Source organism: Streptomyces sp. NPDC047043 (assembly GCF_040644055.1).
GTDB lineage: Bacteria > Actinomycetota > Actinomycetes > Streptomycetales > Streptomycetaceae > Streptomyces.
In genome coordinates, this window is record NZ_JBEYVO010000005.1 from 265,018 (window position 1) to 281,496 (window position 16,479).

Below are 16,479 nucleotides of genomic sequence, written 5' to 3' on the forward strand. Positions count from 1 at the left end.
GGGGCGCGGCGGGTCCAACGGGTTTTCCGGCGCCGTAGGCTTGATCGTGATGAGACGCAAGCCACGGATCCCGCCTTCTCCGCTGCCGCAACGGCACGGAGTGGATCCGGTACGGGTGCGGCTGCCGATCGAGGGTCCGTGGGCCACGGTCCGTGAGCATCTGGTCGAGCGACTGGGGCCGGCTCGCGCCGGGGTCGTCGACGGGATGTTCGAGGCGGGGAAGATCGTCGGTGCCGACGGGCGGGCCGTCGCGTCCGATGCGCCGTACGAACCCGGCATGTTCGTGTGGTTCCACCGGGAGCTGCCCGCCGAGGTGCCCGTGCCGTTCCCGCTGGACGTCGTGCATCGCGACGAGCACATCGTCGTCGCCGACAAGCCGCACTTCCTGGCCACCACACCACGCGGCAGCCACGTCACCGAGACCGCGCTCGCACGGCTGCGCCGGGAGCTGGGGATCCCGGCGCTGGGCGCCGCGCACCGGCTGGACCGGCTCACCGCCGGGCTGGTGCTGTTCACCGTGCGGCCCGAGGAACGCGGCGCGTACCAGTCGCTCTTCCGCGACAAGCGGGTCTTCAAGGAGTACGAGGCGGTGGCACCGTACGATCCCGGGCTCGCCCTTCCCCGGACCGTGCGCAGCCGGATCGTGAAGGAGCGGGGGGTGCTCGCGGCCTACGAGGTGGAGGGCGAGCCGAACGCCGTCAGCCGGGTGGAACTGATCGAGCACCGGGCGGACGGTCCGGGGCGGTACCGGCTGGTGCCGAGCACCGGGCAGACCCATCAGCTGCGCGTCCACATGAACGCGCTGGGCGTGCCCATCCTCGGCGACCCGCTCTATCCGGTGGTGAAGGACCCCGTGCCGGCCGGTGACTTCCGGCGGCCGCTCCAACTGCTGGCGCGGGCGCTGGAGTTCACCGATCCGGTCACGGGGGTGGAGCACCGGTTCCGGAGCACGAGAACGCTCGAGGCCTGGTCCTCGTACGGCGACCGGTCCGGTCAGTAACCGCGCCACCAGCGCAGGAAACGCCGCCAGGCACCCATCGGGCGCACCGGTTCGGGCGCCGGCACGGGCTGCTGCGGCGGGGCCACCGGCTGCGGCTCGGCGGCGGGGGCGGCGGTCCGGGCCTGCTCGGCGACGGCGGCAGCGGCCGGCTCGGGCTGCGGGGTGCCGACCTGCCAGTCGGTGCGCTGCGACGGGACGGGCGCATGGGCCGGCTTCTGCATCACGTCCTGCGGCGGCTTCGGCGCGAACCGCACCGGCAGCTCCACCAGGTGGCGCGAGGAGATCGACTGCCGCCACACCAACTCGTCCTCGTCGCAGTCGAGTTCGACGTCGGGCAGTCGCATGAGCAGTGCGTCGATACCGGTGTCGGCGATGGCACGGCCGATGTCCTGACCGGGGCACTCGTGCGGCCCGCCGCCGAAGGCGAGATGGGAGCGGTTGCCCTGCATGTTGGCCGCCAGGTCGGGGCGGACCCGCGGGTCGACGTTGCCCGGGGCGATCCCCAGGAGCAGTCCGTCGCCCCTGCGGATGTGCTGGCCGCCGAGCTCCGTGTCCTGCTTGGCGAAGTAGGCGAAGACCGAGCTGAACGGCGGCTCGTCCCACAGCGACTGCTCGACCGCCTCCGGCACCGTCATCTGGCCGCCGTTGAGCTGGGCCCGGAAGCGCGGGTCGGTGAGGACCATGCGCAGCACGTTGGACAGCAGGTTGACCGTGGCCTCGTAGGCGGCGAAGAGCACGACGCGCAGGTGCTCCCTGACCTCGTCGTCGGTCAGCCGCGCCGGGTGCGTGATGAGGTGGCTGGTGAAGTCCTCCTCGGGCTTGGCCCGGCGGCGGGTGGTGAGCCGGCTGAGCGCGTCCATGACGTAGCCGTGGCTGGCGATGGCCGTCTCGGTGCCCTTGAGCGCGTCGCGGGCGGCCTGCACGAGCCGGTCGTCGTACTCCTCGCGCATGCCGAGGATCTCGCACATGATGGCCATCGGCAGGTGCTCGGCGAACTGGCCGACGAGATCGGCCGTCCCCTCCTCGCAGAAGCGGTTGACCAGGCGCTGGGTGTAGCGGTTGATGTGGCGGCGGAGGCTGCGGTGGTCGATGGTCGACATGGCGCCCGTGACCGCCGCCCGCAGGCGCAGGTGTTCGTCGCCCTCGGCGTGGGAGCAGATCGGCTGCCAGGCGATGTGCGGCATCAGCGGGTGGTCGGGCTTGACCATGCCCTCCATGAGCGGGGTCCACAGGCGGCTGTCCCGGCAGAACTGCGAGGGCGAGCGCACCATGTGCAGGTTCTCGGTGTGGCCGAGCACCGCCCACATCGGCACGTCGTCGTGGAGCAGCACGGGCGCCACCGAGCCGTGCTCGTCGCGGAGTTGCTCGTACAGGGAGGCCAGGTCCTCCGCCTCGGGACCGTAGAGCCGGTGCAGCCCGCCGGGGCCGCGGCCGTGGGCGGGGCAGCCGGGCGGTGGGCCGGCCTTGGGGTCCGTGCCGGTGAGGGAGTGGGATTCAGGCGTCACAGTGGTCGCTCCGAAGTGGATCCGTTGTCGGGGGAGTTGGGACGGATACGGGTGAGGACGGTCAGGTGAGCGCACCCGTCATGGCGAGCGAGTGCAGGAAGCGCATCAGGGTCATCAGGACGTCGCGGCTGGAGGCCCGGCGGCGGGCGTCGCACTCGATGATCGGGATCTCCTCGGCCAGGTCGAGCGCGGTGCGGAGGTCGGCGATGGGGTAACGGGGCCCGTCCGGGAAGGAGTTGACGGCGACCACGAACGGCACGCCGCGCTCCTCCAGTCGTCCTATGACGTCGAAGCTGACCTCGAGGCGGCGGGTGTCGATCAGCACGACCGCGCCGAGCGCGCCCTCGAACAGGCCGTTCCACAGGAACCAGAAGCGTTCCTGGCCGGGGGTGCCGAAGAGGTAGAGCACCAGCTGTTCGGTGATGCTGATACGGCCGAAGTCCATGGCCACGGTGGTGGCCGTCTTGGTGTCCGAACCGTAGTTGTCGTCGACCCCGACGCCGGCCTGCGTCATGGTCTCCTCGGTGGTCAGCGGCCTGATCTCGCTGACCGAACCGACCATCGTCGTCTTGCCGACTCCGAAGCCGCCCACGATCACGATCTTCACCGCGGCCTGGGCCGTGTGCGGCAGATGATCCTCTGTCCGTGGTCCGGGGATGGTGTCAGAGCCTTTGAAGTCCATGCATCACCGCTTCGAGGAGGGAACGGTCGGGGAGCGCCTGGCGGACGATCGGGGCGCGCGCCTGCACCAGTTCGGCCGTCAGCATCTCGGTGAGCAGGACGGTCACCACACTGAACGGCAGGTTCAGATAGGCCGAGAGTTCGGCCACCGACAGGGGGGCCGCGCACAGCCGGAGCGTCGCCGACTGCTCCGGTGTGGCCGAGGCCGGCGGGTCGGCGCGCGCCACGATTAACGTGACCAGGTCGACGTCGGCGCGCTCGCCGTCCGGTCCGGCGACCACGTACAGCCGCTCCGGCTCCTTCCGGTCGCCCTGCGCGGGGCCGGGTTCGGGGAGCGGTTCTTCCTTGGGATATCGCCGCCGGCGTTGCGGAGGAGTCATACGGTCTGCCCGTTGCGCCGGGGCGGACTGGTGAGATGGGCCCCGATGCGTACGACGAGGTCGCGCATGCGGTTGCTCATCAGCCCGGGCTCGGCGACCACGTCGGAGAGGACCGCGAGATAGGCGTTGGGCCCGGCGGCCATCAGATAGAAGTAGCCGCCGTTGATCTCGATGATGACCAGCTTCATCCGGCCGTCGCTGTCCGGGATCTCGTGGGCGACGGCGCTCGCCAGGCTCTGCAGGCCCGCGCAGGCCGCGGCCACGCGGTCGGCCGCGTCCGGATCGCCTCCGTAGCGAGCGATGCGCAGGCCGTCGGCGGAGAGCACCACGATCATCTCGATGCCCGGTACTCCGTCGGCGAGGTCCTTGAGCATCCAGTCGAAGTTGGCTCGCTGCTGGATCACTTGTGGTCCCTCTCGTCGTCGGCCTCAACGCGGGCCGGCTCGGTGGTCGTCTGAATGTCGAACGGGTCCGGCGTGCCCTTGAGTCCGTTCCAGAACGCCTCGACCCAGAGCCCGGGTTCGGGCTCGTCCTTCTTCTCGGGCTCCGGCTCGGGCTCGGGTGCCGCCCAGGCCGGCCGGGCCGCCTGGGCCTCCCGCTCGGCGCGTTCCGCGGCGGCCTGTTCGGCGAGCCGCACGCTGAGCGGGGTCTTCACCCGGCTGCGCCGCTGCGGCAGACCGCCCGCGGTCCATTCGGTGACGACGGGGACCTCGTCCTCCATGGACACGCCGGCCGGGATGCGCGGGCTGGTGGGACGGCGCCGCTTCGGGGCGCGGTTGGGACCTTCCACGCCGCCGAGTTCGAGCTTGGGTGCGGAGGTCACGCCGATGCCGTGCGCGAGGCCGGGCGCCGGCTCCTCCGTCATCATGATGCGCGGCACGACGAGGACGGCACGCACACCGCCGTACGCCGAGGAGCGCAGCGAGATCTGCATGTCGTACGCCTTGCACAGGCGCCCCACGACGGCCAGGCCGAGGCGCGGGGAGTCGCCGAGGTCCTGGAGGTCTACGCCGGCCTTGGCGCGCTCCAGCATGCCCTCGGCCCGGGCGCGGGCCTCCTCGCTGAGGCTGACGCCGGCGTCCTCGATCTCGATGGCGATGCCGGTCTGCACCTCGGTCGCGATGACGTGGACCTTGGTCTGCGGCGGCGAGTAGCGCGTGGCGTTGTCGAGGAGTTCGGCACAGGCGTGGATGACCGGCTCGACGGAGATGCCGCGGATGTTGACCTTGGCGATGTTGTCCAGCGAGATGCGCCGGTACTCCAGGATGCGCGACATGGCGCCGCGCAGCACGCTGTACAGCGGTACCGGCGCCGGCCACTGACGGCCGGGGCGGCCGCCGCCGAGGACGGAGATGGAGTCGGCGAGGCGGCCGATCAGCGCGGTGCCGTGGTCGATGCGCAGCAGGTCGTCGAAGACCTCGGGGTTGCGGCCGTGGTCCTCCTCCATCTCCCGGAGTTCATTGGCCTGTTGGTGGACGATCGCCTGAACGCGGCGGGCGACGTTGACGAAGGAGCGCTGCGAGGACTCGCGGATGGCTTCCTCGGTGTCGATGATGTCGAGCACCTGCTTGACCAACGACACCTGTGCCTCGGGCAGTCCGCGCCAGGACGGGTCGATGTCACCGAGTTGCTGAATCACCTCTGCGGGCGAATTTCCGCCGCGCAACCAGTGAATGGCGGTCGGTGTGATCTCGTGCGCGAGGCGGTGCATCTCCTGGTCGTGGCCGGCGATGCGCCGTTCCAGATACGCGCTGTGACGGGCGCCGTTCTCGCGCAGGGCCCGCAGGGCTCGGCCGCGGCGCACCGCTTCGGCCACCGTCGCGATCACCAGCAGCGTGGCGATACCGCCGCACCAGCCGACTGCCGTCCGGGCCGGCCCGGTCACCGAGGCGACGGCGGCTCCGGTCGCCGCGGCCATCAGTATGGCGGGCAGCAACAGCAAGCGCGCGTAGGGAAGTTCACGCCGGGGAGGGGATTGAACACTCACCATGTAGGCCCTCTGAAAAAGATCGGCTGGGTGTCTGGGGAGCTTGCAAGTGGGGTACGCATGGGACTGCGCTGGATCTTCGGTATTTTTGGGAACAAGCGCACGAATACGCCTCAACTCGGTGCACTGCGGGCGAGCTTAGTCCGACCGGATCATCGCCGTGTCATATTCAGCAAGCACCTGAAACGGGGCTGCCACAGGGAGTACGCTCGGCCCCATTTACACGCTCAGGTTTCACTCGCACACGGTGCGTCACAGCGTATGGGCGTACGAATACCACTCACCGTGACGAGTGAAGATCGGCCTCCGGATGCCGCCGGAAGGCCAGTTCAGACGCCCGCGATCCGCAGGGCCGCGTCCGCCGTAGCCTCCGCGAACACCGACACCGGGCGCTCGGGATCGGAGCGGTGCACGAGGATCACGCCCTCGATCAACCCGAACAGCAGGTCCGTACGGAGATCCAGCTCGCTCTTGGCCAGCGCCCCGCCCGTGGTGGTGGCGGCGAGCAACTGCCGGTAGGCGTCCTTGAGTTCGGCGCGCACGGCATGGAAGCCGGCGAAGCGTTCGGCGCGCACCTCGGGCAGCAGATAGAGCCCGCCGAGGTTGTGCGGGCCGCCGCACAGCAGCTCCACGTCGGTCCGGCACAGGTCCCACAGCCGGTCCTCGGGCGGGGTCGCGTCGTCGGCGAGGAGTTCGCGGGCGTACGTCAGCGAGGGCGTGACCGTGGACTCGAGGAGCTCGGCGAGCAGTTCCTCCTTGCCGGAGACGTAGTGGTACATGGAGGCCTGCCGCATGCCCGCGCGCTCGGCGACCGCGCGGGTGGTGGTGGCCGCGTAGCCGCGGGTGGTGAACAACTCGGCGGCGGCCGCGAGCAGTTCGTCGCGCGGCGAGAGTCCGCTGTCCGGCCGCTGCGCGGCCCGCGGCCTGCCGACCCGGCGCCCACCTGTCGTCCCCATGCGTTCGATCCTCGCATATCACCTGGTTACGGCGATCTCAGGGTGAACCCGGTGAGGGGGCGGTAACCCACCGGCAACACGCGGGCAATCCCGGCGACCCGACCGCCTCCTAATTTCTGTCGAGCGACAGAAATAACCCCGCACGAGACGACGACCGAAGAGACGACCCGGAGCCGGAGGTCCCGCGATGGCGACAGAGACCACGTACGGAGCCCGCGACCACGCACGCGCCCAGGAGGGCACGCGCGCCGAGGCCATGCCCGTCGTGCCGTCCGCCGACTGGCCGGACCCGCCCTGCGAGGCGGGCCACCTGGTGTGGGCCGAGACCGTGGCGGGCGGCAACTACACCCACCGGGTGCTGGCCCGCGGCACGGAGCTGCGCCTGACCGACCTGCACGGCGACGCCTGCGCCCACCTGCTGCTGTACGTGGCGGACCGGCCCTGGGAGCGGCTGAACGTCGCCGACACGGTGAAGGTCCAGTGGAACGCCTACCTCGGCGAGGGACAGCTCCTGCTGTCCGACCAGGGCCGCGTGCTCGCGAGCGTCGTCACCGACACCTCGGGCCGGCACGACGCCCTGTGCGGCACCTCCACCCTCGTACGCAACACGGAGCGGTACGGCGACGGCACCCCGCAGTCCGACTCCCCCGCCGGGCGCGAGCTGTTCAAACTGGCGGCCGCGAAGAACGGCCTGGAGCCGCGCGACCTGCCGCCGTCCCTCTCCTTCTTCCAGGGCGTCGAGGTGCGCGAGGACGGAAGCCTGGACTTCACCGGCTCGTCCGGCCCGGGCGGCAGCGTCACGCTGCGCGCCGAGCAGGACCTGACCGTCCTGATCGCCAACGTGCCGCACCCGGCCGACCCGCGCCCCGACTACGTCAGCACCCCACTGGAGGTGCTCGCCTGGCGCGCCGCGCCGACCGCCCCCGGCGATCCGCTGCGGGAGGCCACACCCGAGGGCCGCCGCGCCTTCCTGAACACCGCCGAATTCATTGCCGCGAGGGGGCTCGCATGAAGACCGTGGTTCCGGCCCGGGCGGCCTGGTCGTCCGTGATCCGCACCGGCCAGACGCTGACCGTCACCGACCTGCACGGCAACCAGGCCGTCGACTTCCTCGTCTACGACGCCCACGACACGTCGGTCCGCTACAGCGCGCCCGACACCATCCACGCGCAGGGCAACATCTTCCTGACCACGGGCAGCGTGCTGATGAGCAACGAGCACACGCCGCTCATGACCGTCATCGACGACGAGGTGGGCCGCCACGACACGGTCGGCGGCGCCTGCTCCAAGGAGTCCAACACCCTCCGGTACGGACACCACACCTGGTCGCAGCACGCGTGCGTGGACAACTTCCTTGCGGAGGGCGCACGTTACGGCCTCGGCAAGCGCGATCTGGTCTCCAACATCAACTGGTACATGAACGTCCCGGTGGAGAAGGACGGCACCCTCGGCATCGTCGACGGCATCTCGGCCCCGGGCCTGAAGCTGACCCTGCGCGCGGAGCGCGACGTCCTGGTCCTGGTCTCCAACTGCCCCCAGATCAACAACCCTTGCAACGGCTTCGAGCCGACGGCGGTGGAGATGACGATCGGCGCCACCGCTCCGGGGGACGACGCATGAGCTTCGACAAACTGCTGGTCGCCAACCGGGGCGAGATCGCGGTACGGATCATCCGCACCGCCCGCGAACTCGGCCTGCGCACGGTCGCGGTGTACTCCGACCCGGACCGCTCGGCCCCCCACGTGCGGCTCGCCGACGAGGCGGTGCGGCTGGGCCCGGCGCCCGCGAAGGAGTCGTACCTCGACACCGACCTGGTACTGAAGGCGGCCAAGGACACCGGCGCGGGTGCGATCCACCCCGGCTACGGCTTCCTCTCCGAGGACGCGGCCTTCGCACGCCGCTGCGAGGACGCCGGAATCGTGTTCGTCGGGCCCACCCCGGAGCAGCTGGAGCTGTTCGGCGCCAAGCACACGGCACGCGCGGCGGCCCAGACGGCAGGCGTGCCGCTGGCACCCGGAACGGACCTGCTGGCGTCGCTGGACGAGGCCCTCGCACACGCAGCGGCGATCGGCTATCCGGTCATGCTCAAGGCGACCGGCGGTGGCGGCGGTATCGGCATGTCGGCATGTCGATCGGCCGACGAACTGACCGACGCCTGGGACCGCGTGCAGCGCGTGGCCGCCGCCTCCTTCTCCTCCGCCGGCGTCTTCCTGGAACGCCTGGTCGAGCGTGCCCGCCATGTCGAGGTGCAGGTCTTCGGCGACGGCGAGGGCCGGGTCGTCACCTTCGGCGACCGGGACTGCTCCCTCCAGCGCCGCAACCAGAAGGTCCTGGAGGAGGCACCGGCACCCGGTCTCCCCTCCCACGTGCGCGACCAGCTCACGGCATCCGCCCGCGACTTGTGCGCCTCGGTCGACTACCGCTCCGCGGGGACCGTCGAGTTCGTCTACGACGCGGCCCGCGAGGAGGCGTACTTCCTCGAGGTCAACACCCGCCTCCAGGTGGAACATCCGGTCACCGAGGAGATCTACCGCGTCGACCTCGTCGCCTGGATGCTGCGCCTGGCCCGCGGGGAGTCCGACGTGGTACGCGACCCGGGCGCACCCCGCGGGCACGCCGTCGAGGCCCGCCTCTACGCCGAGGATCCCTCACGCGAACACCGGCCCAGTGCGGGCCTGTTGACACGGGTCGAGTTCCCGCCCGGCGTACGCGTCGACGGCTGGGTGGAGACCGGCACCGAGGTGACGACGTCGTACGACCCCATGCTCGCGAAGGTCATCGCATACGGCCCCGACCGCGCCCACGCCCTGCGCCGACTGGACGAGGCGCTGGCCCGCACCCGAGTCGACGGGATCGAGACGAACCTGGGCCTGGTCCGGGCTGCGCTCACCGACCACGCCTTCCGAGCGGCCACCCACTCCACGGCGACCCTCGCGCAGGTCACCGACCCGACCCCGCGCATCGAGGTCGTCTCCGGCGGCACCCTGACCACCGTGCAGGACTGGCCGGGCCGCACCGGCTACTGGCAGGTCGGCGTCCCCCCGTCCGGCCCGATGGACGACCTGTCCTTCCGGCTCGGCAACCGCGCGCTGGGCAACCCCGAGGGCGCACCGGGCCTCGAATGCACCCTCCAGGGCCCGTCGTTGAGGTTCACGCACCCGACGACGGTGTGCGTGACGGGCGCACCGGGCGAGGTCACGGTCGACGGCAGGCCGGCCGCGCAGTGGGAGCCGGTGACGGTGCCGGCAGGTGCCGTACTGGAGATCGGCGCGCCTACGGAACACGGCCTGCGCACCTACGTACTCTTCGCCGGCGGCCTCGACATACCCGCCTTCCTCGGCAGCGCGAGCACCTTCACACTGGGCCGCTTCGGCGGGCACGGCGGCCGGGCACTGCGTACGGGCGACGTGCTGCACGGCGGCACGGTCGCCGACGGCACCCCGGTCCCGTCGGAGAACCGCCCGGATTTCTCCACCGTCTGGCACATCGGTGCGGCCGAAGGCCCGCACGCCGCACCGGAGTTCTTCACCGAGGACGACATCCACGACTTCTACGCCGCCGACTGGAAGGTCCACTTCAACTCGGCCCGCACCGGTGTACGCCTGGTCGGCCCCAAGCCGCGCTGGGCGCGCACCGACGGTGGCGAGGCGGGCCTGCACCCGTCCAACATCCACGACACCCCGTACTCGGTCGGCGCCGTCGACTACACGGGCGACATGCCGGTACTGCTCGGCCCGGACGGCCCGTCCCTCGGCGGCTTCGTCTGCCCGGCCACGGTCCTGAGCGGCGAGCGCTGGAAGCTGGGCCAGCTGCGCCCGGGCGACACCGTGAAGTTCGCCCCGGTCGAGGTCGACGGTTCACCGCGACCCGAGATCGTGGACGGCGGCGTACTGGCCCGGGACGGCGACATCACCTACCGCCGCAGCGGCGACGACAACCTGCTGGTCGAATTCGGCCCCATGCAGCTCGACCTGGCACTTCGCATGCGCGTCCACGCCCTGATGGAGGCAGTCGCGGAGCAGGGCCCCGACGGCATCACGGACCTCACCCCCGGCATCCGCTCCCTCCAGATCCAGGCAGACCCTAACCGCCTCCCACAAAGCGAACTCCTCACTGCCGTACGGGAGATCACCTCCACACTCCCGCCCACCGACGAACTGATCGTCCCCTCCCGCACGGTCCACCTCCCCCTCTCCTGGGACGACCCGGCGACCCGCGAGGCGATAGCCCGCTACATGGCGGGCGTCCGCGACGACGCCCCTTGGTGCCCCTGGAACATCGAGTTCATCCGCCGCGTGAACGGCCTGGACTCCGTCAACGACGTGTACCGCACGGTCTTCGAGGCCGAATACCTCGTACTGGGCCTGGGAGACGTGTACTTGGGCGCCCCGGTGGCCACCCCCCTGGACCCCCGCCACCGCCTGGTGACGACGAAGTACAACCCGGCCCGCACCTGGACGGCGGAGAACTCGGTCGGCATCGGCGGCGCCTACCTGTGCATCTACGGCATGGAGGGCCCGGGCGGCTACCAGTTCGTCGGGCGCACCACCCAGGTCTGGTCGGGCTGGCAGCAGCGCGGCGCGTTCGAACCGGGCTCACCCTGGCTGCTCCGCTTCTTCGACCGCATCAAGTGGTACCCGGTGGAAGCGGACGAACTCCTCGACCTGCGAGCCGACATCACATCCGGCCGCTTCGTCCCGCACATCGAAGAAGGCACCTTCTCGCTGGCCGAGTACAACACCTTCCTCACCGAACAGGCTGACTCCATAGCGGGGTTCAGGACCCGCCAGCAGACGGCCTTCGCGGCCGAGCGGGATGCGTGGGAGGCAGCAGGCGAATTCACCCGCGCACAGGCAGCATCCGCACCACCGGCACCCCCGACGGAGCTGACGGTGCCGCCGGGCGGCCGCCTGATAGAGGCCGAATTCGCGGCTTCCGTATGGCAGTTGAACGTATCGCCGGGCGACGAGGTGACGACGGGGCAGCCGCTCCTGGCCCTGGAGGCGATGAAGATGGAGTCGAGAGTCCACGCACCGATGGACGGAGTGGTCACGGAGATCCTGGCAAGGCCGGGCGACCAGGTGGAGGCGGGAACGGCACTGGTCGTGCTGGCCCCGGCCACGAACTGAAAGAGGAACAAGCAATGTCCGCTCTCTCCCGTGTCCGTGCCGCCTACGCCCGTATCGAGGCGGTGGACCGCCCCGAGATCTGGATCGACCTGCGCCCGCAGCCGGACGTCGAGGCGGAGGCCCGAGCGATCGACGCCCGCGTGGCAGCAGGCGACCAACTCCCGCTCGCCGGGCGCCTGTTCGCCGCGAAGGGCAACATCGACGTGGCCGGCCTGCCCACCACCGCGGGCTGCCCGGCATACGCCTACGAGCCCGAGTCCGACGCACCGGTGGTGGCCCGTCTCCGCGCCGCCGGCGCGATCGTGCTGGGCACGACGAACCTGGACCAGTTCGCAACGGGCCTGGTGGGCACCCGCTCCCCTCACGGCGCAGTCCGCAACGCCCACGACCCGTCCCGAATCAGCGGCGGCTCCAGCTCCGGCTCGGCGGTAGCGGTGGCCCTGGGCATAGTGGACCTCGCCCTGGGCACGGACACGGCAGGCTCGGGCCGGGTCCCGGCCGCCTTCAACGGCATAGTCGGCCTCAAACCGACCCGAGGCCTGGTCCCGACAACAGGCGTGGTCCCGGCCTGCGCCTCGATCGACTGCGTGACGGTCTTCGCCCGCACCCTCCCGGAGGCCGAACAGGCCCTGTCCTTCATGACCTCCCCACCGACCCGCGAACTCCCACCCCTCCCCCAGCGCACACCGGGCCCATGGCGCATAGCGGTCCCATCCCGAGACCAACTCGGCGAACTGGACGAGGGCTGGGCCGAGGCATACGACACGGCGGTCGCCCAACTCAGATCGTCGGGTGCCGACATCCGCTCCCTCGACCTGACCCCCTTCACCGAGGCGGCGGCCATGCTCTACGAGGGAGCCTTCGTGGCCGAGCGCTACACGGCCGTCGGTAGCTTTATCGACAAGGCGATCGCAGATGGCGTCGAAGGCCTCGACCCTACGGTCACCGGCATCATCACCAGGGCCCGCGACATCCCGGCCCACCAGCTCTACGCCGACCAGGACCGCCTGGCGACCCTCCGCACCCGCGCCCTGGCCGAACTGGCAGACGCGGACGCCCTGTTGCTACCCACCGCACCGGGCCACCCGACCCTCGCCGAGGTGGCCGCCGACCCCCTGGGCACCAACGCCCGCCTGGGCCGCTTCACCAACTCCACCAACCTCTTCTACCTGGCAGCACTCGCAGTCCCGGCCGGCGAGGTGAACGCCCTCCCCTTCGGCGTCATGCTGATAGGCCCGGCCTTCACGGACGACCGCCTGGCAAGAATCGCCGAACTGCTCCGCCCGGAAACCCAACTGGCGGTGGTAGGAGCCCACTTGACCGGCCAGCCCCTCAACCCCCAGCTCCTGGCACTGGGAGCCCGCCTGGACCACGCAACCACAACGGCACCGGCGTACAGACTGCACGCACTGCCGACAGAACCCCGCAAGCCGGGACTCGTGTACGTGGGCAAGGGCGGAGCCAAGATCGAGACAGAGGTATGGCGCCTCCCGACCGAGGGCCTGGGCCGCCTCCTGGCCACCCTCCCCCACCCCATGACACTGGGCAGCGTGGAACTCTCCACCGGCACGCGGATCCCCGGCTTCCTCTGCGAGCCGAGGGCCCTGGAGGACGCGGAGGACATCACGTCGTACGGAGGCTGGCGAGCGTATCTCAGCCGCTAGCGACCGCCCTGGGACCCACAAGCCGCGTACGGCGGGAAGGGGACGTGCCGGGGGGTGTCCGCCCGCAGCGGCGGGCGTCACCGCCGAGCACAGAGGAGCGAGACAGCAACCGCCCGACCGAGGACGGACACCCCCCCCCGGCGCGGCCCCGACTCCCAACACACCGCAGGCGCTGGGCGAACCCCCACCGAACGGGCAGATGCGCCGCAGGCACCCAGGGGCGCGGGGCTGTATCGATTTGCGGCTCCGCCGCGTGTGCGCGACAAGCCACACACCACCCGCACCCGCCCGCCGACAATCACCCCACCGACGAGTAGGCCACAACCCCCCGCAACAGCAGATCAACCGCCTTACGCGCATTCTTCGCCACCGTCGCCCCATCCCCACCAGCCACAGGCGCCGCCGCCGAAATCTGCCCCAGCACATCAATCACCTGCTTGCACCACCGCACAAAGTCCCCGGCCGGCATCTCCGCCTCCCGAAGCACCTCGTCCAGCCCCTTCCCCGAGGCCCACATATACGCGGCCCAGGCAAACCCAAGATCCGGCTCCCGCTGCCCCACCCCTTCGGTCTGAGTGATCCGGAAGTCCTCCTCGAGGGCATCCAACCGCCCCCAGATCCGCACCATCTCCCCCAGCGCAGCCTTCGCCTTCCCGGACGGCAGCTTCGGCGCCATCGCATCGTCCCCGACCCGCGCCTCGTACACCAACGCCGAGACACAAGCCGCAAGTTCCGCAGGCGCAAGCCCCTCCCAGACCCCCGCCCGCAGACACTCACTGGCCAGCAGATCGAGCTCACCGTAAAGCCGAGCAAGCCGCTTCCCATGCTCGGTGACCTCGTCACCACGCAGATAGTCCAGCTCGGTCAACAGCGCGACAATCCGGTCAAAGGTCCGAGCGATCGTGTTCGTACGGCCTTCGATCCTCCGCTCCAACTGCGAGGTGTCCCGAAGCAGCCGGTGATACCGCTCGGCCCACCGCGCATGGTCCTCCCGATCACTGCACCCATGACAGGGATGCGCCCGAAGCGCCGTACGCAACCGCGCGATCTCCCGGTCATCGGCAGCCTGCGACCGCTTCTTCCGCGCCCGCTCCGGCGAAATGTGCCCGGCCTTGGTCCGCAACGCCGACGCGAGATCCCGACGCGACTGCGGCGACCGCGGATTGAACGACTTCGGAATCCGCATCCGTTCCAACGCCTCGACCGGCACCGGAAAGTCCATCGAGGCCAGCCGCTTGACCTGCCGCTCCGCAGTCAGCACCAGCGGCCGCGGCCCGTCATGATGCTCAAATCCCCGATGCCCGTTGGAGCGCCCGGCAGGCAGCCCCGGGTCCAACACCAGCGCCAGCCCCGCGTACTTGCCCGTCGGCACATGGATGACATCCCCCGGCTTGAGCTTCTCCAGCGCAACAGCCGCCTCGGCCCGCCGCTCCGCCGCCCCCTGCCGAGCCAGCTCGGTCTCCCGGTCCTTGAGCTCCCGCCGCAGCCGCGCATACTCCTCGAAGTCGCCCAAGTGGCAGGTCATGGAAGCCTTGTAGCCCTCCAGCCCCTCCTCGTTGCGCTGCACCTGCCGCGAAATCCCCACGACCGACTTGTCAGCCTGGAACTGCGCGAACGACGTCTCCAGCAGCTCCCGCGACCGATGCCGCCCGAACTGCTCGACCAGATTGACCGCCATGTTGTACGACGGCTTGAAACTGGACCGCAGCGGATAAGTACGCGTCCCGGCCAGCCCCGCCAGATGCTCAGGACTCATCCCGCGCTGCCAGAGCACGACAGCGTGCCCCTCGACGTCGATCCCCCGGCGCCCCGCACGCCCCGTCAGCTGCGTGTACTCGCCCGGCGTGATGTCCGCATGCTGCTCGCCGTTCCACTTGACGAGCTTCTCCAACACCACGGACCGCGCAGGCATGTTGATGCCCAGAGCCAGCGTCTCGGTGGCGAAGACGGCCTTCACCAGCCCCCGCACGAACAGCTCCTCGACGACCTCCTTGAAGGTCGGCAGCATCCCCGCATGGTGGGCCGCGATCCCCCGCTCGAGCCCCTCGAGCCACTCGTAGTACCCGAGGACGTGCAGATCCTCGGTGGGAATCGAGGCCGTACGCTCCTCGACGAGCGCCCGCACCTTCCCCCGCGCCTCGTCGTCGTTGAGCCGCAGCCCGGCGTACAGACACTGCTGAACGGCGGCCTCACAAGCGGCGCGGCTGAAAATGAAGGTGATCGCAGGCAGCAACCCCTCGGCATCAAGCCGCTCAATGACCTCGGGCCGCCCCGGAGTCCACACCCGCGACCGCTGCCGCCGCTCCCGCTCCCGATCGGCCTCGCGCATCGCCCGTCCGCGCCGCCGGTCCTGGTACGACGGCCGGCTGGCCTCCATCCGCGCAAGCCGCGTCAGATCGGGATTGACGGCCTTCTTGCTGCCCTCGCCCTCCTCGAACAGGTCGTACATCCGCCGCCCGGCGAGCACGTGCTGGAACAGCGGCACGGGCCGGTGCTCGGAGACGATCACCTCGGTGTCGCCGCGGACGGTGTCGAGCCAGTCGCCGAACTCCTCGGCGTTGGAGACGGTCGCCGACAGCGAGACGAGGGTCACGGACTCCGGCAGGTGAATGATCACCTCTTCCCACACGGCGCCCCGGAACCGGTCGGAGAGGTAGTGCACCTCGTCCATGACCACGTACCCGAGCCCGAGAAGCGTCTGCGACCCGGCGTACAGCATGTTCCGCAGCACCTCGGTGGTCATCACGACCACCGGCGCCTCGGAGTTGACGCTGTTGTCGCCGGTGAGCAGGCCGACCTTGTCCGCGCCGTAACGGCGGCACAGATCGGCGTACTTCTGGTTCGACAGCGCCTTGATGGGTGTCGTGTAGAAGCACTTCTTGCCCTGTTGCAGGGCGAGGTGGACGGCGAACTCGCCCACGATCGTCTTGCCGGAGCCGGTGGGTGCCGCGACCAGCACGCCCTTGCCCGCTTCGAGTGCCTGGCAGGCCTCGATCTGGAAGGGGTCGAGACCGAAGTCGTACATCTCGCGGAAGCCCGCGAGCGCGGTGGCCTGCTCGGCTGCCCGCAGACGAGCTGCCGCGTACCGCTCGGCCGGTGAGAGGTCCTCTGTCATCGTGCTTTCGAGCGTACCGGGCCCCACTGACAACAGGACGATCATTATCCGGATCAGCCAAT

At 70.3% G+C, this 16,479-nt stretch carries 12 protein-coding genes; 5 read left to right on the top strand and 7 right to left on the bottom strand.

The window, feature by feature from the left end; translation table 11 throughout:
- Positions 1 to 49: 49 nt before the first annotated feature.
- Complete coding sequence (locus tag ABZ880_RS10285; protein ID WP_361259766.1) at positions 50 to 1,000, top strand: RluA family pseudouridine synthase; 951 nt, start codon at positions 50 to 52, stop codon at positions 998 to 1,000.
- On the opposite strand, the gene ABZ880_RS10290 is transcribed toward ABZ880_RS10285, so the two are convergent.
- The 6 genes from ABZ880_RS10290 to ABZ880_RS10315 all read right to left on the bottom strand — a co-directional run bounded on the left by ABZ880_RS10290 (position 994) and on the right by ABZ880_RS10315 (position 6,509).
- Positions 994 to 2,505 (bottom strand): cytochrome P450, encoded by a 1,512-nt coding sequence (locus ABZ880_RS10290; protein WP_361259768.1) that lies wholly within the window; start codon positions 2,503 to 2,505, stop codon positions 994 to 996. The genes ABZ880_RS10285 and ABZ880_RS10290 overlap by 7 nt on opposite strands.
- A gap of 61 nt (positions 2,506 to 2,566) precedes the next feature.
- Positions 2,567 to 3,187 (bottom strand): ATP/GTP-binding protein, encoded by a 621-nt coding sequence (locus ABZ880_RS10295; protein WP_361259770.1) that lies wholly within the window; start codon positions 3,185 to 3,187, stop codon positions 2,567 to 2,569.
- Positions 3,168 to 3,566, bottom strand: a complete 399-nt coding sequence (locus ABZ880_RS10300) for a DUF742 domain-containing protein (RefSeq protein ID WP_361259772.1) — start codon at positions 3,564 to 3,566, stop codon at positions 3,168 to 3,170. Before ABZ880_RS10300 ends, ABZ880_RS10295 begins: the two co-directional genes overlap by 20 nt.
- Positions 3,563 to 3,970, bottom strand: a complete 408-nt coding sequence (locus ABZ880_RS10305; protein ID WP_361259774.1) for a roadblock/LC7 domain-containing protein — start codon at positions 3,968 to 3,970, stop codon at positions 3,563 to 3,565. Before ABZ880_RS10305 ends, ABZ880_RS10300 begins: the two co-directional genes overlap by 4 nt.
- A complete protein-coding gene (locus tag ABZ880_RS10310; RefSeq protein ID WP_361259776.1) occupies positions 3,967 to 5,556 on the bottom strand; it encodes an ATP-binding protein in 1,590 nt (529 codons plus the stop codon). Before ABZ880_RS10310 ends, ABZ880_RS10305 begins: the two co-directional genes overlap by 4 nt.
- Before the next feature lie 326 nt (positions 5,557 to 5,882).
- Positions 5,883 to 6,509, bottom strand: a complete 627-nt coding sequence (locus ABZ880_RS10315) for a TetR/AcrR family transcriptional regulator (RefSeq protein ID WP_361259777.1) — start codon at positions 6,507 to 6,509, stop codon at positions 5,883 to 5,885.
- A gap of 187 nt (positions 6,510 to 6,696) precedes the next feature.
- On the opposite strand from ABZ880_RS10315, the gene ABZ880_RS10320 reads away from it, so the two are divergent.
- Genes ABZ880_RS10320 through atzF form a run of 4 tightly spaced genes read left to right on the top strand, consistent with a single transcriptional unit; the run spans position 6,697 to position 13,302 of the window.
- On the top strand, positions 6,697 to 7,521 hold the full coding sequence (locus ABZ880_RS10320; protein ID WP_361259779.1) for an urea amidolyase associated protein UAAP1: 825 nt from the start codon (positions 6,697 to 6,699) through the stop codon (positions 7,519 to 7,521).
- A complete protein-coding gene (locus ABZ880_RS10325) occupies positions 7,518 to 8,129 on the top strand; it encodes an urea amidolyase associated protein UAAP2 (protein ID WP_361259781.1) in 612 nt (203 codons plus the stop codon). The genes ABZ880_RS10320 and ABZ880_RS10325 overlap by 4 nt, the downstream gene beginning before the upstream one ends.
- Positions 8,126 to 11,638 carry a 5-oxoprolinase/urea amidolyase family protein gene (locus ABZ880_RS10330; RefSeq protein ID WP_361259783.1) on the top strand — a complete coding sequence of 1,171 codons (3,513 nt, stop codon included), beginning with the start codon at positions 8,126 to 8,128 and terminating at the stop codon, positions 11,636 to 11,638. Before ABZ880_RS10325 ends, ABZ880_RS10330 begins: the two co-directional genes overlap by 4 nt.
- A gap of 14 nt (positions 11,639 to 11,652) precedes the next feature.
- Entirely contained in the window at positions 11,653 to 13,302 is a 1,650-nt protein-coding gene (atzF, locus tag ABZ880_RS10335; RefSeq protein WP_361259785.1) for an allophanate hydrolase, read from the top strand.
- 298 nt (positions 13,303 to 13,600) lie between these two features.
- On the opposite strand, the gene ABZ880_RS10340 is transcribed toward atzF, so the two are convergent.
- Positions 13,601 to 16,462 (bottom strand): DEAD/DEAH box helicase, encoded by a 2,862-nt coding sequence (locus tag ABZ880_RS10340; RefSeq protein ID WP_361259787.1) that lies wholly within the window; start codon positions 16,460 to 16,462, stop codon positions 13,601 to 13,603.
- Positions 16,463 to 16,479: the final 17 nt, after the last annotated feature.